The sequence below is a fragment of the Hellea balneolensis DSM 19091 genome (assembly GCF_000428525.1).
Lineage (GTDB): Bacteria > Pseudomonadota > Alphaproteobacteria > Caulobacterales > Maricaulaceae > Hellea > Hellea balneolensis.
In genome coordinates this window covers 428,963-450,882 of sequence record NZ_AUAC01000002.1, presented here as the reverse complement: position 1 = coordinate 450,882, position 21,920 = coordinate 428,963, and the positions used below count along the sequence as shown (strand labels likewise).

Annotated in this window: 17 protein-coding genes; 10 read left to right on the top strand and 7 right to left on the bottom strand. The window is 47.9% G+C overall.

The genetic code is table 11. The annotated features are described in order from the left end of the window. Nucleotides 1-10: 10 nt before the first annotated feature. Nucleotides 11-1,840, bottom strand: a complete 1,830-nt coding sequence (locus F569_RS0102340) for a DUF885 domain-containing protein (RefSeq protein ID WP_026940877.1) — start codon at nt 1,838-1,840, stop codon at nt 11-13. Between the two features lie 138 nt (nt 1,841-1,978). Between F569_RS0102340 and F569_RS16085 the strand changes: the two genes are divergently transcribed. From F569_RS16085 to purU, 5 genes are all read left to right on the top strand, one after another. Continuing rightward, entirely contained in the window at nt 1,979-4,489 is a 2,511-nt protein-coding gene (locus tag F569_RS16085; RefSeq protein ID WP_051279133.1) for an ATP-binding protein, read from the top strand. A 151-nt stretch (nt 4,490-4,640) separates the two neighbouring features. After that, nucleotides 4,641-5,753: a recombinase RecA gene (gene recA, locus F569_RS0102330; RefSeq protein ID WP_026940876.1), complete on the top strand. Its 1,113-nt coding sequence runs from the start codon at nt 4,641-4,643 to the stop codon at nt 5,751-5,753. Nucleotides 5,754-5,884: 131 nt separating this feature from the next. Continuing rightward, nucleotides 5,885-8,521, top strand: a complete 2,637-nt coding sequence (gene alaS, locus F569_RS0102325) for an alanine--tRNA ligase (protein WP_026940875.1) — start codon at nt 5,885-5,887, stop codon at nt 8,519-8,521. Next, nucleotides 8,518-8,877, top strand: coding sequence for a VOC family protein (locus F569_RS0102320; RefSeq protein WP_026940874.1), 360 nt, complete (start codon nt 8,518-8,520; stop codon nt 8,875-8,877). The genes alaS and F569_RS0102320 overlap by 4 nt, the downstream gene beginning before the upstream one ends. Continuing rightward, on the top strand, nt 8,874-9,725 hold the full coding sequence (gene purU / locus F569_RS0102315) for a formyltetrahydrofolate deformylase (protein WP_034387098.1): 852 nt from the start codon (nt 8,874-8,876) through the stop codon (nt 9,723-9,725). The genes F569_RS0102320 and purU overlap by 4 nt, the downstream gene beginning before the upstream one ends. A gap of 81 nt (nt 9,726-9,806) precedes the next feature. Here purU and F569_RS0102310 read toward each other — a convergent pair whose 3' ends face one another. Further along, nucleotides 9,807-10,622 (bottom strand): MipA/OmpV family protein, encoded by an 816-nt coding sequence (locus F569_RS0102310; protein ID WP_026940872.1) that lies wholly within the window; start codon nt 10,620-10,622, stop codon nt 9,807-9,809. Between the two features lie 184 nt (nt 10,623-10,806). Between F569_RS0102310 and F569_RS0102305 the strand changes: the two genes are divergently transcribed. Further along, complete coding sequence (locus tag F569_RS0102305; protein WP_026940871.1) at nt 10,807-12,993, top strand: NADP-dependent isocitrate dehydrogenase; 2,187 nt, start codon at nt 10,807-10,809, stop codon at nt 12,991-12,993. A gap of 8 nt (nt 12,994-13,001) precedes the next feature. On the opposite strand, the gene F569_RS0102300 is transcribed toward F569_RS0102305, so the two are convergent. Both F569_RS0102300 and F569_RS0102295 read right to left on the bottom strand, forming a co-directional pair. Then, nucleotides 13,002-13,406 carry a VOC family protein gene (locus F569_RS0102300; RefSeq protein ID WP_084168722.1) on the bottom strand — a complete coding sequence of 135 codons (405 nt, stop codon included), beginning with the start codon at nt 13,404-13,406 and terminating at the stop codon, nt 13,002-13,004. Between the two features lie 98 nt (nt 13,407-13,504). Then, nucleotides 13,505-14,716 (bottom strand): NADP-dependent isocitrate dehydrogenase, encoded by a 1,212-nt coding sequence (locus F569_RS0102295; RefSeq protein ID WP_026940869.1) that lies wholly within the window; start codon nt 14,714-14,716, stop codon nt 13,505-13,507. 75 nt (nt 14,717-14,791) lie between these two features. Between F569_RS0102295 and F569_RS0102290 the strand changes: the two genes are divergently transcribed. The 3 genes from F569_RS0102290 to F569_RS0102280 all read left to right on the top strand — a co-directional run bounded on the left by F569_RS0102290 (nt 14,792) and on the right by F569_RS0102280 (nt 18,770). Continuing rightward, nucleotides 14,792-15,601: an RNA methyltransferase gene (locus F569_RS0102290; RefSeq protein ID WP_084168721.1), complete on the top strand. Its 810-nt coding sequence runs from the start codon at nt 14,792-14,794 to the stop codon at nt 15,599-15,601. Beyond that, nucleotides 15,598-15,870 (top strand): hypothetical protein, encoded by a 273-nt coding sequence (locus tag F569_RS0102285; protein WP_026940867.1) that lies wholly within the window; start codon nt 15,598-15,600, stop codon nt 15,868-15,870. The genes F569_RS0102290 and F569_RS0102285 overlap by 4 nt, the downstream gene beginning before the upstream one ends. A 227-nt stretch (nt 15,871-16,097) precedes the next feature. After that, nucleotides 16,098-18,770, top strand: coding sequence for a hypothetical protein (locus F569_RS0102280; protein ID WP_026940866.1), 2,673 nt, complete (start codon nt 16,098-16,100; stop codon nt 18,768-18,770). Nucleotides 18,771-19,112: 342 nt separating this feature from the next. Here F569_RS0102280 and rarD read toward each other — a convergent pair whose 3' ends face one another. Further along, nucleotides 19,113-20,018 (bottom strand): EamA family transporter RarD, encoded by a 906-nt coding sequence (rarD, locus tag F569_RS0102275; RefSeq protein WP_034387095.1) that lies wholly within the window; start codon nt 20,016-20,018, stop codon nt 19,113-19,115. 181 nt (nt 20,019-20,199) lie between these two features. Between rarD and rpsD the strand changes: the two genes are divergently transcribed. After that, the gene (rpsD, locus tag F569_RS0102270) at nt 20,200-20,820 is read left to right on the top strand and encodes a 30S ribosomal protein S4 (RefSeq protein WP_026940864.1); all 621 of its coding nucleotides are present in this window, start codon (nt 20,200-20,202) and stop codon (nt 20,818-20,820) included. Nucleotides 20,821-20,905: 85 nt separating this feature from the next. Here the strand turns inward: rpsD and F569_RS0102265 are convergent, their stop codons facing one another. Both F569_RS0102265 and grxD read right to left on the bottom strand, forming a co-directional pair. After that, nucleotides 20,906-21,484 carry a hypothetical protein gene (locus F569_RS0102265; protein ID WP_026940863.1) on the bottom strand — a complete coding sequence of 193 codons (579 nt, stop codon included), beginning with the start codon at nt 21,482-21,484 and terminating at the stop codon, nt 20,906-20,908. A gap of 101 nt (nt 21,485-21,585) precedes the next feature. Beyond that, nucleotides 21,586-21,912: a Grx4 family monothiol glutaredoxin gene (grxD, locus tag F569_RS0102260; protein ID WP_026940862.1), complete on the bottom strand. Its 327-nt coding sequence runs from the start codon at nt 21,910-21,912 to the stop codon at nt 21,586-21,588. Between the last annotated feature and the right edge of the window lie 8 nt (nt 21,913-21,920).

Genomic DNA, 21,920 nt, shown 5'->3' with positions numbered 1-21,920 from the left:
GATGTCCTGTTTAATCTTGTTTTGATGTTACCCAGTCCTCTACCAACTCTTCCAATACTTTTAAAGGCACTGAACCGTTAGCGAGAACAACGTCGTGGAATTCGCGAATATCGAATTTATCGCCAAGGCGCTCTTCGGCCTTTTTGCGAAGATCCTGAATTTTGATCATACCAATTTTATAGGCTGTCGCTTGTCCCGGCCAGACGATGTAACGATCAATTTCAGCACGGACATCTCCTTCAGGATTTGGAATGTTGTTCAAGTAATATTGGACGGCTTCTTCACGTGTCCATTTTTTCGTATGGATTCCTGTATCCACGACTAACCGCGCAGCACGGAAAATTTCCATCGAAAGGCGGCCAAAGTCGCTATAAGGATCGGTATAAAGGTTTAGCTCTTTAGGAACTGACTCAGAATACAGAGCCCAACCTTCTATATAACTCGTATGTCCGCCCATCGTTCTGAATTTGGGGAGGCCCTTCAGTTCCATGGCGATAGCAATCTGCATATGGTGACCCGGGATGCCTTCGTGATAGGCAAGGGCCTGCATAAGATATTTGGGCTGCTCTTTGACGTCTTTTAGGTTGATATAATAAGTGCCTGGCCGAGACCCGTCAGCCGCAGGTTGATTGTAAAAAGCGCCAAAAGCTGTGGCTTCACGAAAGGGTTCAACGCGTTTTACAACAATATCCGCTTTGGGTTTTGTGATGAAGAGACTGTCCAAGCGTGTTTTCATATCTTCGATGATATCAGTGGCGCCGGTGATGTATCGCTCTCGACCTTCATCTGTATTCGGAAATACAAATTGAGGGTCTGAGCGCAGATAATCAAAAAACTCTTTCAAGTCCCCCTCAAAGCCGACTTGGGTCATGATTTCGCGCATTTCGTCTTGAATACGCGCGACCTCTTTAAGCCCGGTTTCATGAATATCTTCTGCCGTCATATCCGTTGTTGTGTAATGGCGAAGGCGGGCTGCGTAGTAATCCTTAGCGTTAGGGAGCTTCCACGCGCCATCATCCTCTGACGCTTGAATCTGGTGCTCGGAGAACATTGCGATTAGATTGATATAGGCGGGCTGTAGCGATGTCATTAATGCCTGCTTAGCGTCTTGGACGAGTCTATTTTTTTGATCCTCAGAGATATTAAGCTTTTCAATTTTGCTTTTAATATCTGAGAAGAGGGGGCTGTCCTCTCCTTCAGTAAATGGCGCACCGTTTATAACATTTCGCGACGCTTCTGATATTTTCGGGTACACAAATTTTGGCAAAATAACACCTTGATCAAATTGCGCCTGAGCTCTGTCAGCATATTGCCCTAAATAACGTTCTGAGTCTTTCAAGCGCGCGATATAGGCTTGCGCATCTTCGACGCTTCCAACGCTGTGGAAGTTTATCAAGAAGGACGGTAGGCTCGTATGAGGACCGCTCATATGCTGGAAAACATATTCATTTTGAGAAAATTTATATGTTTCAAGTGCGTCTTCGGTCGCAAATTCGAACAGGCGGTATGATAGCGCGGTTTGTTTGTCGAGGCGATCAATGTCGAATTCGCGGCGCATTTCTTCGAGCCAAGCTTTGGATAATGCCGCGCTTTCATCTACGGCTAGGGCTGAGGCATCATCGAGCTTATCCTGATTGTCTTTCATCCCCAAATAAGTTTGGGTCATGGGCGAGCGGGCAAGCTCATCCTCATAGCGCGCTTGAAACCAATCATTAAGTGCTTGGCTGTGCGCCTCAACTCTTTCAACTTTGGTTGGGGTTTGCGATGTTGACGGGCTGCAAGCTGTTAGTAGAAGCGTTGCCGAGAGGGCTGAGGAAATAAAAAGTGTCGAGAGGCGCATTGAGATTTAATCCTGTAGTAACATTGGTCATACAGTAACCCGACAATTTAAAAGGCCAAGGTCATAATTTGTGCTTATCCTGAGTATATTCCGCAAATTCATGAGCATAATGTTCCGAAAACTGTCTAAGGTTATGCAATGACATCAGTGATTCGAGATGTGGACGAGGATAAAGTTCCGGCACGCCGTTCTATATGGCTGTGGGCACTCACGATAATATTGGGCATCATTATTCTTGCGAGCGCTAGTTTTGCAGCGATTAACGCTGCCGCTCTAGGCCTGCCTGCCATCATATTATTGGGCGGAATGGCTCTTGTTGCAGCCTTTGGTTTGATGAGCCTAATTGTTCGGAAACCTGCAGGGGATAAATTTGAACGTCGTCAATCCACACGTGATGGTGTTTATGCACAAGCTTTTTATAACAGTCCCGAAGCGACGGCCCTTGTTGAGGGTGGAAAAGTTATACATGCCAATAAAGCTTATTTGAGCTTGGCTGAAAAAATTGGCGCAATGGGGGTGAGCGAATCAGCGCCATCCGTTGACCGCCTTTTTAGTGCAGGCGGCAAAGATACTTCAGCGGCTGTTTTCCGTCTGCATCACATGCAAAGAGATACGCCATTTGCTGAAGAGATAGTTGATACTGTTGATAGTGATGGCTCGCTGCACCGTTATCGTGTTCACGTTACAAATTTAGAAGGGCGGCAGCTTTGGCAAATTGCAGATATCACTCGCGATAACGGCGGCGGAGACAGCGTCTTAGTAGGAGCACCCGTAGGGCTTTTCTCTGTGACAAGAGAGGGCCGGGTTCTGGCCACAAATTCTGTTTTGGACCGTTGGCTAGGGGGAACGGATGTTGTTCGCCCTGATTATATGAGAGAATTTATAGAAGATGCCGAAGCTTTGCTGGAGAGCCCTGCGACGACCGGGCGCGTTGTCAGGACTGACACGCGGCTGATCACGCGCAAAGGCGTTGTTACCCCCAGCATAATGGTCGGCACCTGGTCACATTTGGATAGCGGTGAGGAAGTCGCGAGTGTTGCGCTTTACGGACATTCCAGTCTTGGCGCGAAAAAAGACGTGGGTTCCGCCTTATCTTCTAACGTTGCTTTAGCCGCAAACGACTCTGTAGCCGGCTTTTCTTCTGCGCCTGTAGCCATATTACAGCTAGAAGGAACAGATTTGGGTCAAGCTATTGTGAAATCCGCTAATCCAGCCCTTGAGCGTATGAGCGGCGGTATGTCCTGGCAAGATCGTCCTTTCTCTCAGATTTTTGCAAAAAATGATGCGGATCATCGCTTTTTGAGTTTGAACGCATCTGATTGCGAAACGGATAAGCCTTTTGATGCGACTCTTACGGGTGAAAAGGCACTACCTGTTTCTGTTTATATTGTGCCTGACCCTGAGACCGAGGCATCGGCGTGGGCTTATCTTGTAGATACGAGCGCCCGTAAGTCTCTCGAAGATCAACTTGTACAGTCTCAAAAAATGCAAGCAATTGGTCAATTGGCAGCTGGTGTGGCCCATGATTTTAATAATCTTTTGACGGCCATTCGCCTTAATACAGACGAGCTATTGCAGCGTCATCCCGTCGGGGACCCGTCTTACCCTGAACTCCAAAATATCAATACGACAGGCATTCGGGCAGCGGCGTTGGTTAAAAAGCTTTTAGCGTTTTCCCGCAAACAGACGCGCCGAATGGAGCTGTTAAACGTTACAGACACATTGTCTGAAATGATTGTGACGCTCAAACAAACACTGGGTGAGCGGGCTCAGCTGAACGTGGTACACGGAAGAGGTCTTCCGGCTGTTCGCGCAGATAAAAGCCAGATTGATACCGTTTTGATGAACCTCTGCGTCAATGCAAGAGATGCGATGGAGGATCAGGGCGGCGGTAACATTACCATCTCCAGCCTACAGAAAGCGCGGCAGGAGATTGATGACGCGAATTTGGCATTGGCGCTTAAGACGATACCAGGTGATAATTTCGTTGTCATAGAAGTCGCAGACACGGGCACTGGGATGACAGATGACGTGAAGTCAAAAATCTTTGAGCCTTTCTTTACAACAAAAGAAGTTGGCAAGGGCACAGGTTTGGGACTTGCTACGGTTTACGGAATTGTTCAGCAATCGGGCGGGCACTTGACGGTCGATAGTAAGTTGGGCGTGGGAACAACCTTTCGGATTTATCTTCCTTCTGTTGATCCGAATGAGGTCGCTGAGGTGGATATCCCTAAGGCGTCATCTGCCTCTAAAAAACCGGCTGACCTTACGGGACAGGGCAATATCCTCTTTGTTGAAGATGAGGCCTCCGTACGTCTTATCGCGGCCAAGTCTTTGCGCAAGAAAGGCTATATCGTTGTTGAAGCTGAGGACGGAGAGGAGGCCTTTGAAATGTTAGAGGACGCGGAAGAGCCTTTTGATCTCATGATTTCAGACGTGGTTATGCCGGGTATGGATGGCCCGACTTTACTTAAAAAGGGCAGAGATATGCTAGGGGATGCCAGAATCGTCTTTATTTCAGGTTACGCCGAAGAAGAGTTTTCAGACCTTCTGTCAGAAGAACCTGATGTAACTTTCCTTCCAAAGCCTTTCACACTTGCCCAGCTGGCGGAAAAAGTGAAAGCCGAAATAGGCGAAAGTGAAGCATAATCAATGGCTTGTGTATTTTTGTTCCATAATTGTTCTTTTTTCTTGCGCTGTGAGAACATATGTGGAACAAGATGTTTACGGCAGTCCGATACCAGCCGCAATTTCAAGACGATGACCGAAGGGCTCCGGTCATTTTTACTGGAGTTCCGTTATGGCCAGAAAATCATCAACACCCTTAACCGTCGTGGGTAAAGCCGACGACAAGAATAAGTCCGCAGCTCTCGAAGCTGCAATGTCTCAAATTGATCGTGCCTTTGGTAAGGGCGCAGTTATGAAATTGGGCCAGAAAAGCGCGATGGATGTCGAATCCGTTTCAACAGGCTCTATCGGACTTGATATTGCTCTTGGCATTGGCGGTTTGCCTAAAGGCCGCATCATCGAAATTTATGGTCCTGAAAGTTCTGGTAAAACGACATTGTCTTTGCATGTTGTTGCTGAAATGCAAAAGCAAGGTGGCGTTGCTGCCTTTATTGATGCGGAACATGCCCTTGATCCTGTCTATGCGGGCAAGCTTGGTGTTGACGTTAATGAATTGCTGATTGCTCAGCCTGATACAGGTGAACAGGGGCTCGAAATTGCGGATACGCTTGTGCGCTCTGGTGCGGTTGATATCCTCGTCATCGATTCTGTAGCGGCTCTCACGCCTCGCGCCGAGCTAGAAGGTGATATGGGTGATAGCCTACCTGGCCTTCAAGCCCGTCTCATGAGCCAGGCGTTGCGTAAGCTGACGGGCTCTATTTCGAAGTCTGGCTGTATGGTTATCTTTATCAACCAAATCCGTATGAAGATCGGCGTGATGTACGGATCGCCTGAAACGACAACAGGTGGTAATGCACTGAAATTTTACAGCTCTGTACGCCTTGACATTCGCCGTATCGGCGCGATTAAGTATCGCGACGAAGTTGTTGGTAACCAGACCCGTGTCAAAGTCGTCAAAAACAAAGTCGCGCCGCCCTTCCGTCAGGTTGAATTCGACATCATGTATGGTGAAGGCATCTCCAAAACAGGCGAGTTGATTGACTTGGGTGTTAAGGCTGATGTTGTAGAAAAATCAGGCAGTTGGTATTCCTATGGCGATGAACGTATTGGGCAAGGACGCGAAAATGTACGTACTTTCCTTAAAGATAATCCTGATATTGCCGCTGACTTAGAACGTAAAATCCGTATCAATGAAGGATTGATTGAAGATGAACTCCTTATGCCTAAGGATGAGCAAGTTGAAGACGATGGTGAGCCAGATAACATAACGTCACTTGGGGCATAAAAGCTTTTCAACCAAATTCCCTGTCTAAAGGGCAGAATTCCCCGTATATTTCTGTCTTTTGACAAAAGAGCGCTTGGCTAAGTCAGGCGCTCTTTCTATATGGAAACTCCATAACTTAGGTAATGAACGGCATGACATCCTTACGTGATATTCGGCAGCAATTTTTAAACTTTTTTGAGGAGCAGGGTCACACCGTGGCGGCCTCAAGCCCGCTAGTGCCGAATAATGATCCGACGCTGCTTTTTACCAATGCCGGGATGGTGCAGTTTAAAGACTATTTCACAGGTGGCCAAACGCCACCTTATCCACGCGCTGTAACATCTCAAAAATGTGTGCGCGCGGGGGGCAAGCATAATGATTTGGATAATGTAGGTTACACAGCTCGCCATCACACATTTTTCGAAATGCTGGGTAACTTTAGCTTTGGAGATTATTTCAAAGAAAATGCCATTGAACATGCTTGGAACCTCGTCACGAAAGATTTTGGACTGGATAAAGATAAGCTGCTGGTCACAGTATATCACACCGATGATGAGGCTTTTGATCTTTGGAAAAAAATAGCGGGTCTATCTGATGAGCGAATTATCCGTATCGCAACATCTGATAATTTTTGGGCTATGGGCGATACAGGACCATGCGGACCTTGTTCGGAAATATTCTATGATCACGGCTCCGATATTCCCGGCGGGCCTCCGGGGTCACCTGATGAAGACGGCGACCGCTTTATCGAAATTTGGAACTTGGTTTTCATGCAATTTGAGCGATCTAAAGACGGCACTCAAACGCCCCTGCCTAAACCTTCCATTGATACGGGTATGGGACTTGAGCGTACGGCAGCTATTCTCCAAGGTAAGCATGATAATTATGACATTGACCTTTTCCAAAATCTTATAGGGGCATCTGTTGAACTAACAGGCGTAAAAGCCGAGGGTGAGGCTAAGTTTTCACACCGCGTTATAGCAGACCATCTAAGAAGCTGTTCTTTCCTAATGGCAGATGGCGTCACGCCGTCAAATGAGGGCCGCGGTTATGTTCTGCGCCGCATCATGCGCCGAGCTATGCGCCACGCCCATATTTTGGGGGCCAAAGATCCCCTTATGCACAGACTTGTTCCATCGCTAATCTCAGAAATGGGCGATGCCTATGCTGAGCTTGGCCGTGCCAAAGCGTCTTTTGAAGCGACATTTGAGCAAGAGGAAGAGCGCTTCCGCCGCACATTGGGACGCGGTACGGCGCTGCTAGAAGAGGCTACGGCTGAACTTGGCGATGGGGACACGCTCGACGGTGAGACCGCCTTCAAACTTTACGATACATATGGCTTTCCACTCGATCTGACCCAGGATGCGCTTCGCGCAAAAGGCATTGAGGTGGATAAAGACGGCTTTGACGCCGCCATGGCGCAGCAAAAAGAAGACTCCCGCGCAGCAGGTTTTAAATCCGGTGATGTTGGCACAGATGACATCTGGCTCGCCGCGCGCGAGGCTAGCGGCCCGACGGAGTTTACAGGCTATGAAGACTTGTTTGTCACCAGCCCTGTTCAAACCCTCGTCGTTGAGGGTGAAGTTGCAAACAGCGCCTCTGATACTGACGTCATGTTTGTTACGCCCGCAACGCCATTTTATGCGGAAAGCGGCGGCCAGGCCGGTGATAAAGGTGTTGTGAGTTTTGAAAATGGAGCTCAGATTGTCGTTAAAGATGTCGTCAAAAAGGCGGGTGATCTTCATGTTCACATCGGCTCTCTAACGGGAGAGATAAGCCGAGGCGACGTAGCCTATTTGACCGTAAATTCTGACAATCGCAAGCGCACTATGGCAAACCACTCCGCGACCCATATTATGCACGAAGCCTTGCGCCGCATATTGGGTGAACATGTGACGCAAAAAGGTCAAATGGTGGATGGCGAGCGTATTCGTTTTGATATCTCACACGGAAGCGCCATTACGCGCGAGGAACTGGCTAAAGTCGAAGATCAGGTCAATCAGGTGATTTTACAAAATGCCGAAGCGAGCACTGAATTAATGAATCCTGAGGCGGCTATGGCGGCCGGGGCTATGGCTTTGTTCGGCGAAAAATATGGTGACGAGGTTCGTGTATTATCTCTCGGCGATCCGATAGACGAAGACCCAAAGGCCTATTCTGTAGAGCTTTGCGGCGGCACTCATGTTGATCGCACGGGCGATATTGCGCTGTTTAAAATTGTTTCCGAAGGCGCGGTCGCCGCAGGCATTCGCCGCGTTGAAGCCGTGACAGGTGAGGCCGCGCGTCAACATCTTGAAACTCAAGCGGGTTATACCCGTGCTGCTGCGGATAAACTTAAAGCCAAACCTGAAGATGTTCCTGCACGCATTGAAGCGCTCATCGCAGATCGTAAGAAACTTGAAAAAGAACTGTCGGAAACCAAGAAAGCGCTCGCCCTAGGCGGGTCAGGGGGCAGCGCGGCCAAAGCTGAAGAGATAAATGGTGTTAAGTTTATGGGGGGTGTTCTCGAGGGCGTGTCTGGTAAAGATCTTCGCGCCATGCTTAATGATCAGCTGTCTGCGATAGGATCAGGTATCGTCGGATTTGTAGCGAAAGACGGAGCAAAAGTTGCTGTGGCCGTAGCTGTAACTGATGATTTAATTGGTAAATATAATGCGGCAACGCTTGTAAATGCGGGCGCTGAGAAAGTTGGCGGGCGGGGTGGCGGCAAGCCCGGCATGGCCCAAGCTGGCGGCTCTCAACCCGAGAATGCCGATGAGGCACTGGCGGCAATAAAAGCGAGCATATGAGCGATCACCATCATTTTAATTATATAGAATTGCCGACGACTGATATGATGGCAATGAAAGCCTTTTATAAGTCAGTTTTTGGATGGGATTATATTGACTATGGGCCTAGCTATTCTGCGATTACAGGGGCCGGTATGGATGGCGGTTTTGATGCCGAGGCAGGAGCACGCAAGCCCTCTGACCAAGGCGCATTGATTGTCCTTTACTCAGATAATCTTGAGGCGACAGAGCATGCGGTGATAGCTGCAAATGCAGAAATAACGATGCCGATTTTTAGGTTTCCTGGTGGACGGCGTTTTCACTTTAAAGACCCGAGCGGAAATGAGCTTGCGGTTTGGACAAAGGTTACAGAATGATCCGCAAAAATTTTATTATGACTAATGAAAGTGCTGACCGAACGGGAATTGTCGCGGCATTGACAGAATGCTTAGCGCGCCATGATGGCTTTATTACAGAGCTTTCGCAATTCGGGACGCCATCATCAGAACGTTTCTATTCTCGTATCGCCTTTAACATGGGTGAAGGTGATGTAAGCGTCTTTAAAAGGGAAATGAAAGCTGTTTCTGCTGACTTTGATTTAAAAACGAAAATCATACCTGCGAAGCGTAAGACCAAGACACTAATAATGGTGTCGAAATTTGATCATTGCTTAGCAGATCTAATCTACCGTGTTGGGAAGAAACGGCTGAATTGCGAGGTTGTCGGAATTGTAAGTAATCACGAAACCGCTAGGCCCTTGGCTGTAACCGCGGGACTGGCCTATCATCATATTCCCATTACGACTGAGACCAAGCCTCAAGCCGAGCAAGTCTTACGTAATATTATTGAGGCGAGCGGCGCTGAACTCATCATTCTTGCGCGTTATATGCAGGTTTTGTCCGACAGCATATGCCGCGATTATTCAGGCCGTATTATTAATATTCACCACTCCTTTCTACCAAGCTTCAAGGGCGCAAAGCCCTATCATCGTGCCTATGAGCGTGGTGTTAAATTAATTGGGGCGACGGCACACTATGTGACCGCTGATTTGGATGAAGGGCCAATTATCGAACAAGGCATTCAGAGAGTTGACCACACAAAAACTCCTGCAAAACTGATTGATATCGGCCGGGATGTTGAATCCCAGACTTTGGCGGAAGCCGTGCGATTACATACCGAACACCGTGCATTCTTAAACGGGGCAAAAACGGTTATCCTGCCATAGTTTAGATGTCGATTTAGTTTTAGGTCAATTATCTTGTTTGATATCCTGCGTGGCAGTAGCACTGATCTGTTCGCTCATGTTTTACCACTTAGCGGTATCGAACTTACGCGACACACCGATCGTAGCAAATATGCCATTTTTAGAACCGTCCGATGAATTTAAGATAGGACTATCGGCTGCATCTCCTGTGAACCAACGATAATTCGCGATAAGGCTTACAGCGTATTTTTCTTCTATTTCGACCCAGCTTACTAAACCTGCCGAGTAGGCATATATGCCAGAGCCCGCATCATAGGCTGTGAGGCCGGATGTAGCGGCTTGAGCATCAGTAACAGTAAAAAAACTATCATTATGTTTGTTATCAGCCCAACTGACTGTTGCCGTAGGCTGTACCTTCAACTTCCCTAGAGGAAAAAATGTCCCAATAGAGGCGTCTGCCGTCAAGCCGTCATGACCACCAATAATATCTTTGCCGACATTAACGCCTAAGCCCACGGGTCCGATTGTACTAAGAATAAAGCCGCCCAAAGGCGCACTGCCGCCTATGTCATCAAAGCCATTTAAATTGACGCTCTCATCGCTATCGCGGCCACCCTGATAGCTAATGCTCGGGCCGGCGCGTAAAGACCATTTATCAAGGCCTTGCCCTGTGCCGATATCAATGGAGCGATAGCGTAATGTTGTGCCGAATAAGGTAAAGCCTTTAACATTATCAAAGCTTAGATAGGGAAGAGCGCGAACTTCCTCATCGGCAGAACCTAGATATTTGGAATTAAGAAGGATAGAGGCGCCGATATATCCTGTGCCGTCATTATTGCTAACAGGCATGTCTTGGGTTTGGGCTAAGGCTGGGGAGGTTATTGCAGTTGTAAGGATGATGTATAATAAGTTTTTCATGAACGCGGATCTAGGGGAGAGTTGCATCAACTGCCAATAACGTTCGCGAGAGATTTGCGGATGGAATTGTTAGCCTTGAATTTGTCCTCGCGAATTGGAATTCTCATCTGAATTTTGATTATGAGTTGAAATCGCCAATGTCTTATATAGATAAAGCCCAGAATAGCTTTTGAGATTGAAAAATATGACACAACAAATACCTGATATCATTTATACTATTGTGGATGAGGCGCCTGAATTGGCTCGCAATTCTTTGCTTCCCATTATTACGTCTTTTGCAAATGCAGCGGATATAAATGTCGAGACTCGCGATATCTCATTGGCGGGACGTATTTTGTCATTATTTCCAAAGCTATTAACCGATGATCAGCGCGTGTCTGACGACCTCGCTGAATTAGGAAAGCTTGTAAAAACCCCTGACGCAAATGTCATTAAGCTTCCCAATATCTCCGCCTCTGTGCCGCAATTGCAGGATGCGATCAAAGAGTTGCAGTCCCAAGGTTACCCCATTCCGGATTATCCGAAAGACCCTGAGAGCGAAGCTGAAAAAGCTGTTCGCGCTAAATATGACGGCATTAAAGGATCGGCCGTGAACCCGGTTTTGCGCGAAGGTAATTCTGATCGCCGATCTGCCAAAGCCGTTAAAGCTTATGCCAAGCTCAACCCTCACCGTATGGGGGAGTGGACAGCGGATAATAAAACCACCGTTGCCTCAATGCCTGGTAATGATTTTTTCGCCAATGAAAAATCCGTGACCATCACAGACGCGCAAGCGGGCGGGGCGAAAATTGTCTTCACCGATAAAGGCGGTAAAGAGACCGTCCTGAAAGACGGTTTGTCATATGAGGAGGGTACGATTGTTGACGGAACATTTATGTCCGCCAAATCCTTGCGCGCTTATATTAAGAAAGAAGTCGAGTCCGTAGAAGATGGCGTCTTGTTTTCGGTTCATCTTAAAGCCACGATGATGAAAGTCTCTGACCCGATTATCTTTGGGCATTTCGTTTCCGTTTATTTGGAAGACTTCTTGAGCAAACATGGCGACTCGCTTGACTTTAATCCTAACTCCGGCATCGGTACGCTTGAGAAACTGATAGTGGGTAATGCCGAAATGGAGGCGGACCTCAAAGCAGCACTCGCCGCCAAACCGCCGCTCTATATGGTCAATTCCGACAAAGGTATAACCAATCTCCATGTCTCGTCCGACGTCATTATTGATGCGTCTATGCCGGCTGTCATTAAAGCCGGCGGCATTGGTTGGGGCCCTGACGGGGAGCCGGCTAATACGAAATGCTGCATCCCGGATAAGAGCTACGCGCCCGTTTATGACGAGACGGTTGAGTTCTTTAAGCAGAACGGCAAGCTCGATGTGACCACATGCGGCGCAGTTTCCAATGTCGGACTTATGGCGCAGAAGGCCGAGGAATATGGTTCCCACCCGACGACCTTTACAGCAAGCGCTGACGGGACGATGTCTATCGTATTGGAGAATGGCGAGACGATTATCAGCCATAAGGTTGAAGCGGGAGATATTTGGCGCTCTTGTACGGCTAAAAAAGCCCCTATTTTGGATTGGATTAAATTGGGCATAGAGCGTTTTGACGCGACAGGTTTGGCGGCATTCTGGCTCGATGAAAACCGTGCCCATGATGCAGAACTGATTAAATATGTGATCCCCGCGCTTCAAGATGCTGGAAAAAATATTCCAATATTGGCTCCGCGCGAGGCCACGCGTTATACACTTCAAGAAATGACGAAGGGGCACGATGTGGTTACTATCACGGGCAATGTTTTGCGTGATTACCTGACTGATTTGTTCCCGATTTTAGAACTTGGAACGTCTGCGAAAATGCTCTCCATCGTTAAGCTTATGAATGGCGGCGGATTGTTTGAAACAGGGGCAGGCGGATCTGCGCCAAAACATGTGCAGCAGCTACAAGAAGAGAACCATCTGCGTTGGGACAGCCTTGGCGAGTTTTGCGCCTTGGGCGAGAGTTTCAATTTCCTCGCCACAAAGGGCCGCCCAAAAGCAGCTGTACTGGGCGAGGCGGTTGAGAAGGCCACGCAAATCCTGCTCGTCGAAGGTCAGTCTCCGGGCCGTAAGGTCGGCGATAATGATAACCGCACCTCGCATTACTGGTTCGCCCGTTACTGGGCTGAAGCTATTTCACTACAGTATGAGGATGCGGAGCTGAAAGCGCATTTCGCTAAGATTGCGGCGGAGTTAGTCAAGCACGAAGAGACAATTCTCGCCGAGCTCATGGCCGATGAAGGGAAGCCCGCGGATATGGGTGGGTACTATCATGCGGATGCAGATAAGGTTGCGAGGATAATGCGCCCTTCAGCGACGCTGAACGGGATTATTGGGTAAATTTTTCGTCATATTTCCGTCTTGATACGCCAAGGCGGGAAGCGTCGATTTTTGCCTCCTGCAAAGAGACGAATTCGGTTTCCACTCGGGTCTTCTATATCCGCTTCAAACCAGAGATATGATTTCATTTCGGGTGTTGTGAGTGGCGTGAGACTCTTATCGGCCAAAAATGCCTCCACATCATCGACTTCGAAATAGATGAGGGGCACATCAACAGAGGGTTTGAAATCTGTTTGAGCAGCATGAAGAGAGAGTGTGGCTTGAGTACCGTGACCATCATCTGGAAACTCAAACCGCACATATCGCGGGGAGCTGTCGACTATACGCGTAAGGCCAAGTTTTTCGTAAAATAAAATGCTTGCCGACATGTCCTTGGACGCGAGCGTGACTTGATTGAGGCGGATGTTATGCATAGGGTTCTTAGACGAGAGATGCGTTCGCGCGAACGGCTAAGCCGAATTTGTAATGCAAATTCGACATAGCCGCAGACCGCCCAGCGGTCACGCGAACGTTACGTCATTTTACGTTCAAAATTCTCCGCAATCGCTTCTAGATAGCCTGTTGTTGTCAACCAACCTTGTTGCGGGCCAACTAGCAATGACAAATCCTTCGTCATTTGGCCACCTTCAATCGTTTCAATGACAGTGCGCTCAAGGCCCGTTGCGAATTTCACGAGTTCTTCATTATCATCTATTTTACCACGGTGCGCGAGGCCGCGTGTCCAAGCAAAGATAGAGGCTGTGGAGTTTGTAGAGGTCGCTTCGCCTTTTTGGTGGTTACGATAATGACGAGTGACAGTCCCGTGTGCGGCTTCCGCCTCCATGGTTTTTCCGTCCGGCGTAAGCAAGAATGACGTCATAAGTCCCAGCGAGCCAAAACCTTGCGCGACTGTGTCAGACTGCACATCGCCGTCATAATTTTTACAGGCCCAGATATATCCGCCGGACCACTTCATTGCCGCGGCCACCATATCGTCAATTAAGCGGTGCTGATATTCGCCGCCAAATTCTGCAAACTGACCGGAAAATTCAGCATCATAAATTTCTTGAAAAATATCTTTGAAGCGTCCGTCATATTTCTTGAGGATTGTGTTTTTAGTCGACAGATAAACAGGCCATTTACGCTGAATGCCGTAGTTAAAACAGGCCCTCGCGAAGTCCCGGATAGAGGCGTCGAGGTTATACATACCCATCGCTACACCGGATTCGGGAAAGTCAAAGACTTCTTTCTCGATTTTATCGCCATTCTCACCTTCCCAGGTCATAGTCAGTTTGCCTTTGCCGGGCACAAGAAAGTCTGTGGCTTTATATTGGTCACCAAAGGCATGGCGCCCGATAACAATGGGTTGTGTCCAGCCCGGGACGAGACGAGGGACGTTGGAACAAATAATCGGTTCGCGGAAGACAACGCCGCCCAAAATATTGCGTATGGTCCCGTTGGGGGAACGCCACATTTTTTTCAGGCCAAATTCTTCGACGCGCTGCTCATCCGGCGTGATGGTGGCGCATTTAATGCCAACATTGTGCTTTTTAATCGCATTGGCGGCGTCGATTGTGATTTGGTCATCTGTGGCATCGCGGCTTTGGATCGATAGGTCATAATCAAGAAGGTCGATATCGAGATAGGGGTGGATGAGACGTTCTTTAATCATATCCCACATGATGCGGGTCATCTCGTCGCCATTCATATCTACGACGGGATTATTTACCTTGATTTTAGCCATAATGTCCTCTGTAAGCGGGGAAATTTAATTTCATGCGCCGCTTACCACTGGCGGGTCTATATTTAAAGAGAGAAGATGGGAAAAACCATTAGAGACCAGTTGGGCCGCGTGGTTGAAGGCGATAAAGCCTTGGTAACCCCCGCCGTTGTGCTCGTGAGGCCACAGCTTGGCGAAAATATTGGGGCGGCGTGCCGCTGTATGCTTAACTTTGGTTTGACAGATTTGCGTCTTGTGGCCCCGCGTGATGGATGGCCCAATGCGGCAGCAGAGCCTATGGCGGCCGGCGCGATAGATGTGCTGGAAAATGCAAAAGTTTATGAGAGTGTGGGTGAGGCGGTCGCTGACTTGAAATTTGTCTTGGCTGCTACGGCTCGCCGCCGCGAATTGGAGATACCTGTCATAGGCACAGGCGATGTAGGGTCCACGCTTAAAACTTATTCACGTGAAGGCACAGCGACAGGCATATTATTTGGGCCGGAAAAAGCGGGGCTGACCAATGCTGATGTGGTCTTGGCGGATGCGATATTAACCTATCCGGTTAATCCCGCCTTTCAGTCTCTGAATTTGGCACAGGCTGTGAATATATTTGCGTATATTTGGGCCAGTGCAGAAGACGGAGGTGCCCCCCCTGATCTGTTTCAAAAAGATATTAGTGGCATTGCTAATCGTGAGGATTTGGTGCGTATGTTCGAGCACTTGGAAGATGAACTTGATGATGCGGGCTTCTTCTACCCCCCTGAAAAACGGTCTTTGATGTCGCAAAACATTCGCGCGCCCTACACCCGCGCAAGGTTAACGGCCCAGGAAGTACAAACTATGCGGGGTATTATAAAGGCTTTGTCCAGAGGACGGGGCAGGGGCCAGACTAATAGAGGACAAAGATGAGATATTTTGGATATGCCCTGATTTTGGTGGCGATAGCAGGGGGCTACACGGACGTGCATCCCATACTTATTATATTGCTAGCTCTACTTTCGACACTTATTTATGCGTCAGCGCGAAGAAAAGCGCTGAAGAACCAGCCCCAAGCGGCGGATCAAAATATGATGCTTGATGGGGCTTACCTCTTAGCAGGGCAGACAATGATCATGTTTGCTGCCTTTATATTAGGCTGGTTTTTTGCAAACCGCGTTGCTTTGGGAAGCGCTTCGTAAATTTTCAATTATGACAGCTTTATTACACTTAACGTTGCGATAAAGTCACACTTGTCATTTTTAATCTTTTTTCGGGTTTACTCATTGTTTACGTGTGTTAATGAAGATTTAGGGAGTTGCTGTAGGAATATGTGGGCGCGCATGATGTCATCACATAGATTATAGTCTTCAGAATTAATGAAAACGGCGAGAAATCGTCAGACATGATACACAATGGAGGGTTTTCAATGTCGAAACTGAATAACAAATATGTGACCGTATCACTTGCTGCAATGCTTGCGGTTGGTTTAGGATCTGTTGCATCAGCTCAAGTGAGTATGATTGATGATATTACAATTGATGCGCCTGCTGTAGATCCAACAGCAGTTCCAAACCCTGCAGCTCCTGGGGCTGCATTTTGTAATGCCAATGCACCGACCGGAGGTGCGACTGCGCTGCAATGCGGGAACAATGCAGACGCTCGGCAGCTATTTGGTACAGCCGTAGGTAATGATGCTATTGCCGAAGACTTTGCGTCCTCTTTTGGTAATGGGGCGAACGCTGCAGGGAATGGGGCAACTGCATTGGGTGTTTTTTCAACTGCTAACAACGTCGGTGTGGCTGTAGGTGGAGCTACATTTGCTAACACGGCAGCTGTTTCCGTGGGAACGTTTGCGACCGCCAGTGGTTTTGCGGCTAATTCAATTGGTTTCCAATCAACTGCAGCAGGGTTACAAAGCCAAGCTATTGGTTTCGGAGCGGAAACTGGAGTAAATGCTACAGATTCAATCGCAATGGGGACGGTTACAATTGTTAATGGTGCGAACTCAGTCGCTATAGGTGACAACATCACAACCGGTGCTGCGAACACAGTCGCCATCGGCTCTACATCCGCAGCAGGCGCTGTAAATGCTGTTGCTGTTGGTTCTGGCGCGACTGCAAATGGTACATTCTCAACGGCTACAGGTGCAAATGCAATGGCAACTGGTAATGCGTCATCTGCCTATGGCGCTAACTCAAATGCGGAAACACTTCGTGCATCTGCAATCGGCTTTGGCGCTAATGCAACAGGTGCACAAGCTCAAGCTTTCGGTTCATTGGCTCTTGCCGATGGAAACCAAGCGTCAGCTTTCGGCCTTCGTTCACGTGCTGCGGGTTCATTCTCAACAGCGACAGGTACAGCCCGTGCAATGGGTAATGCTTCTCTCGCTAGCGGGTACAACGCTCAAGCAAATTCCGATCTTTCAACAGCTATGGGCTTTGGCGCAAATGTAACAGCTGGTGCTACCGAAGGTACAGCAGTTGGCGCACGTTCTCTCGTAACTGGAACTTTTGGTACTGCTCTAGGAACCTCTTCGCGTGCCACAGCAGATGGCGCGACGGCTGTTGGTTGGGGGGCATTTTCGACAGGCGCTCTATCCACTGCCGTTGGTAGCTCAGCAGGTGCAGCGGGTATGATGGCGACTGCATTTGGTAACAGTGCAAATGCTTCAGGTGCAGGTGCCACGGCACTTGGACAAGGTGCGGCTGCCACTGATGTTGCGACAACAGCTACAGGTAAGCTTGCAACGGCTTCCGCAAATGGTGCCTCTGCTTATGGTTGGGGGTCTTTCGCAACGGCTGCAAATGCAACAGCACTTGGTGCTAGTGCTGGAGCGTCTGGGGTTAACTCTACAGCCGTAGGTAATAGTGCAAATGCGTCTGCTAATGGCGCATCAGCAATTGGCTTCGGATCATTTGCAACAGCTGCCAACACATCTGCAATAGGTAGCTCAGCAGGCGCTTCAGCCGTAAACGCGACCGCAGTCGGTAACAGCGCAAATGCATCAGACGATGATGCAACAGCCGTTGGTTTCCAGTCTGCATCCACAGGCTTCCATTCAGCTGCTTTTGGTGCTCTGAGTAATGCCTCAGGTCTTGGCGCAACCGCACTGGGTTGGTTGTCAACAGCTTCAGGTAGTCAGTCAGTTGCGGTTGGTAATCTAGCAAATGCTACAGGCGATTTTTCAACCTCTGTTGGCCGCTTATCGCAAGCCACAAATGATGGTTCTACTGCTCTCGGGTTTGGTTCTTTCTCGACTGCTGATAACGGCACTGCTCTTGGCAGCGCCGCAGGTGCATCTGGAATGAATTCCACTGCGGTTGGTAACAGCGCAAATGCCTCTGGCATGAATTCAACCGCTGTCGGCCAACAAAGCGCTGCAACCAATAACGGTTCAACAGCTATTGGTTATCAAGCTCAAACGACAATGGATAACCAAATTGTCTTAGGAACAACTGCAGAGTCTATTACGGCTCCCGGTATCACATCTGCTCTGTCGCTTTCACGTCAGTCTGGTCCAATCGAATTGGTGACATCTGATGCGTCTGGCAATCTTGCAACGGACGGTGGTTCTACAATCGCTAACATCAACGCGTCTACAGGTGCAAATACTGCAGCTATTGCGACGAATAGAATGGATATTGATACAAATACGACTGATATCACGACGAATAGAAATGCTATCGCGCAGAACTCAAACAATATCAGCAATGTTACGAACAACATTAGCAACTTGAGCGCGGCCGTTATCTCTAACAACGCTTCTATTGGTGTAAATGCTGGTAAGATTGCTGATAACTCAGCACTCATTGGTGTCAACGCAGCGAATATTGGTAATAACAGCTCAAGAATTTCTGAGCTTCGTTCCGGTCTCGCAGCTGTTGCATCTGTTCCGGACCTATACCTGAACGCTGACGAAACATGGACTGTTGCTGGCGGCGTCTCACTTTATGATGATGGCTTTGGCGGATCAGAAACTGGCTTCGGCGGTGGTGTTCAGTTCCGCAGCAGCACTTCTGATAATTGGTCAGTTGGTGCAGCAGGTTCTGTTGCTGGAGGTGCATATTCAGTACGCGTCCAAGCTCGTATCGGCGGATAAGCCAACTCACATTAAGAATAAGAATGGCCGCTTTATGCGGCCATTTTTTTTTGCTCTGAGCTTGTAGAATTCAGAGCGAGCCTAAGACGTGCGATTTTGGAGGCTTAAATACCAAATGGTACGGTTTTCATTCTCTATCGATGAACGTACCTTAATCGGGTCTATGACACCCGCAGAATTGTTTAATACAGAGTTGTTGGTATAACCTTCAAGGCCTTACGGAATTGATCCTACTATGTGCTCAAGGCGCGATTGCCATAAGTATTTTGTTGCAGTTGAGTTTAAGCCTCTTCATCTCTGGTCTCATGACAGTCTTGAAAACTTTAGGCTATATCGCTTGGTCTAGTTGATATGCTTAGGCCGCCCTCTGTAAGCATCAAAGCTGTATATCAGGATTCCTACCCAAATAAACCCAAAGCACCAGGCATGTGCGGTTGTGAATGCTTCCCCATAATAAAGTGCACATATGAACTGTCCTGTTGGGCCAATATATTGGAGCATACCAAGGGTGGATAGTTTTAGCTTTCTAGCCGCGATTGCAAAAGCCCAAAGCGGCAGTACCGTAACCGGGCCTGCCAATAACAAAAGCCCCGTTATACTCGGAGAAGTCCCAAAGGAAAGCGTGCCCTGAATATGTAACCAAAACAGGAATGCCGCAGCAGGAATAAATAAAAGACCCGTTTCAATAACTAACCCCGGTATAGCTCCAACAACGGCTTGCTTCCTAATAACGCCATAAGTTGCGAAACTGGTTGCCAAGATAAGTGAAATATAAGGAAAAACACCTCCATATAGGGTCAATATGGAAACCCCGATCAGAGCCAATATGACGGACACGAATTGTAATTTTGTGAGTTTTTCACCAAAAAACAAAACACCAACCAAGACATACATAAGAGGGTTTATGAAATAGCCGAGGCTACCTTGGAATATTTGCTCATTTTGAACGGCCCAAATATATACGCCCCAATTTACGGATAATGCAATGGCGGCAAGCGCCAATAACCCGACAAGCTTTGGGAGTCTCAGCGCTCGTTTCAATTCGGGCCATTGCCGCCTGATAACTATGATAATGAGGGCAAAGGGAAGGGACCACACGATGCGATGAGCTAATATTTCAAGGGGTGAAACAACTTCTGTAATTTTGAAGTATATGGGGAAAGCCCCCCAAAATGTGTAGGCCATAATGCCGGCCATAAGACCAAGCTTGGCATCCTCAGATGTGGTATGTGGCGGGATAGAGTTCATCTATTCCGATTGTCATAAAGCTGCGATTTTAACTAGCAAAATCTAGTATAAATTACGCTTGACTTGAGCGGCTGTTGTTTTAAACGACGCTTCTAATCACGGGTTGGTGTGGCGCCGCCGTTGTAATCGCTGCCGGATGTGCCGGAAAGCCGGGCCACGCTATGAAGATGAGGATACACGCATGTCTAAGCGTCATTCTACAAAATATAAAATTGATCGCCGTATGGGTGAAAATATTTGGGGGCGTCCGAAGTCTCCAGTCAATAAACGCGCCTACGCTCCTGGCCAGCATGGCGCCAATGCCCGCCGCGGTAAAATGTCTGACTTTGGTACGCAGCTTCGCGCTAAGCAAAAGCTAAAAGGCTATTACGGTAACATCACAGAGAAACAGTTTCGCCGCACATATGATGAAGCGACCCGTCAAAAAGGCGACGCCTCCGAGAACCTTATCGGTCTTCTTGAGCGCCGTTTGGATGCCATTGTGTACCGCGCTAAATTTGTTCCGACTGTTTTTGCGGCACGTCAATTTGTGAATCACGGCCACGTTCTTGTGAACGGTAAAAAGGTCAACATTCCATCTTACCGTTGTCGCGAAGGTGATGTAATTGAGGTGCGCGAGAAGTCTCGTACAATGGCTCTGGTCCTAGAAGCCCTTGAAAGCGCGGAGCGTGAGCTGCCTGATTATGTCAGCGTTGATCCGAAAGCTATGAAGGCGACATTGACACGTATCCCGAGTTTTGATGAAGTTCCTTATCCTGTCGTAATGGAACCCAATCTAGTTGTGGAATTCTATTCTCGTTAAACGATAGAATAAAGTTAGAATTGAACCCTGCTTTGTCGATCATACAGGTCCGAGGCAGGGTTTTTTATTGTTGAACTATAGCAGATTAAACGCGGCTCCAGACAACTCTATAGTTTTTGATGTTATTAGGAGCGTGGGTTATAGTGTCTTGAAAACGATAAAAGCCCGCTTCAGGAAATCGAAACCGTTGCGTTCCGCGCTGATCTGATGTGATGCGAACTTTCTCTTCAGTCATGACATTGCAATTAAATATTTCTAAAACAAAAGCTGCTTGGCATCTCTGAATGATTAGCTCTAGCGAAGCCCCTTTAGGTATTGCGTATTGGGCTTGTATTGTTTGACCTGGCCTGAGGTAGGTTCGCTTCAATCGAAAGGCATCCGCATAAGATGATAAAGCGGCCCATTGACTGCTTTCAGGTGCTACCGAGGAGGATGTATCAAGTTCAGAAAATGAGAGAATTTTGTTAAGGCCCAGATAAGCTGGAATATAATGCAGAGCGATATAACACATCGCTCCGCCTATAATCAGAGTTGTGGCGGAACCAAAAGTTCTAGCTAACCCTAATGACTTTCTTTTCTTTAAAGCGCCCTTATCAATATATTCTGCGTGAAAGCCACCGATTTTTTTGCGGCGTCGTATTATGTCTATTCCAAATAGCGGCATAGCTGCGTCCCAACATATAGGTAGCGCCCCCGCAACCTCTAAGGACAGTAGCAAAAATGAGTTTAAAGAGCCTTAATCGCTTAGGGAAGATATCTTAAGGTTTAAGCTTTGGTTGTAATACCTTTATCTGATAGCATTGTACGAAGTTCGCCTGTTTCAAACATCTCTTTTACAATATCGCAGCCGCCGATAAATTCGCCTTTGACGAAAACCTGCGGAATCGTAGGCCAATTATTGTAATCTTTGATGCCTTGGCGAATTTCAGGATCTTCAAGAACGTTCACTGACGCATATTCCGCGCCTACATAATCCAGAATTTGGACCACAGTCGAGGAAAAGCCACATTGCGGAAATACGGGTGTACCTTTCATGTAAAGTACGACATCGTTTTCACTAACGGTTTTTTTTATCTGGTCTTGAGCTGACATGAGTAATC

What these genes read in the sequence shown, in the direction of transcription:
- F569_RS0102265 (WP_026940863.1), bottom strand. Translation starts at nt 21,484, where the DNA reads ATGCCGCTATTTGGAATAGACATAATACGACGCCGCAAAAAAATCGGT.
- F569_RS0102305 (WP_026940871.1), top strand. Translation starts at nt 10,807, where the DNA reads ATGACACAACAAATACCTGATATCATTTATACTATTGTGGATGAGGCG.
- F569_RS0102310 (WP_026940872.1), bottom strand. Translation starts at nt 10,622, where the DNA reads ATGAAAAACTTATTATACATCATCCTTACAACTGCAATAACCTCCCCA.
- recA (WP_026940876.1), top strand. Translation starts at nt 4,641, where the DNA reads ATGGCCAGAAAATCATCAACACCCTTAACCGTCGTGGGTAAAGCCGAC.
- purU (WP_034387098.1), top strand. Translation starts at nt 8,874, where the DNA reads ATGATCCGCAAAAATTTTATTATGACTAATGAAAGTGCTGACCGAACG.
- alaS (WP_026940875.1), top strand. Translation starts at nt 5,885, where the DNA reads ATGACATCCTTACGTGATATTCGGCAGCAATTTTTAAACTTTTTTGAG.
- F569_RS0102340 (WP_026940877.1), bottom strand. Translation starts at nt 1,840, where the DNA reads ATGCGCCTCTCGACACTTTTTATTTCCTCAGCCCTCTCGGCAACGCTT.
- grxD (WP_026940862.1), bottom strand. Translation starts at nt 21,912, where the DNA reads ATGTCAGCTCAAGACCAGATAAAAAAAACCGTTAGTGAAAACGATGTC.
- F569_RS0102285 (WP_026940867.1), top strand. Translation starts at nt 15,598, where the DNA reads ATGAGATATTTTGGATATGCCCTGATTTTGGTGGCGATAGCAGGGGGC.
- F569_RS16085 (WP_051279133.1), top strand. Translation starts at nt 1,979, where the DNA reads ATGACATCAGTGATTCGAGATGTGGACGAGGATAAAGTTCCGGCACGC.
- F569_RS0102295 (WP_026940869.1), bottom strand. Translation starts at nt 14,716, where the DNA reads ATGGCTAAAATCAAGGTAAATAATCCCGTCGTAGATATGAATGGCGAC.
- F569_RS0102280 (WP_026940866.1), top strand. Translation starts at nt 16,098, where the DNA reads ATGTCGAAACTGAATAACAAATATGTGACCGTATCACTTGCTGCAATG.
- F569_RS0102320 (WP_026940874.1), top strand. Translation starts at nt 8,518, where the DNA reads ATGAGCGATCACCATCATTTTAATTATATAGAATTGCCGACGACTGAT.
- F569_RS0102290 (WP_084168721.1), top strand. Translation starts at nt 14,792, where the DNA reads ATGGGAAAAACCATTAGAGACCAGTTGGGCCGCGTGGTTGAAGGCGAT.
- rarD (WP_034387095.1), bottom strand. Translation starts at nt 20,018, where the DNA reads ATGAACTCTATCCCGCCACATACCACATCTGAGGATGCCAAGCTTGGT.
- rpsD (WP_026940864.1), top strand. Translation starts at nt 20,200, where the DNA reads ATGTCTAAGCGTCATTCTACAAAATATAAAATTGATCGCCGTATGGGT.
- F569_RS0102300 (WP_084168722.1), bottom strand. Translation starts at nt 13,406, where the DNA reads ATGCATAACATCCGCCTCAATCAAGTCACGCTCGCGTCCAAGGACATG.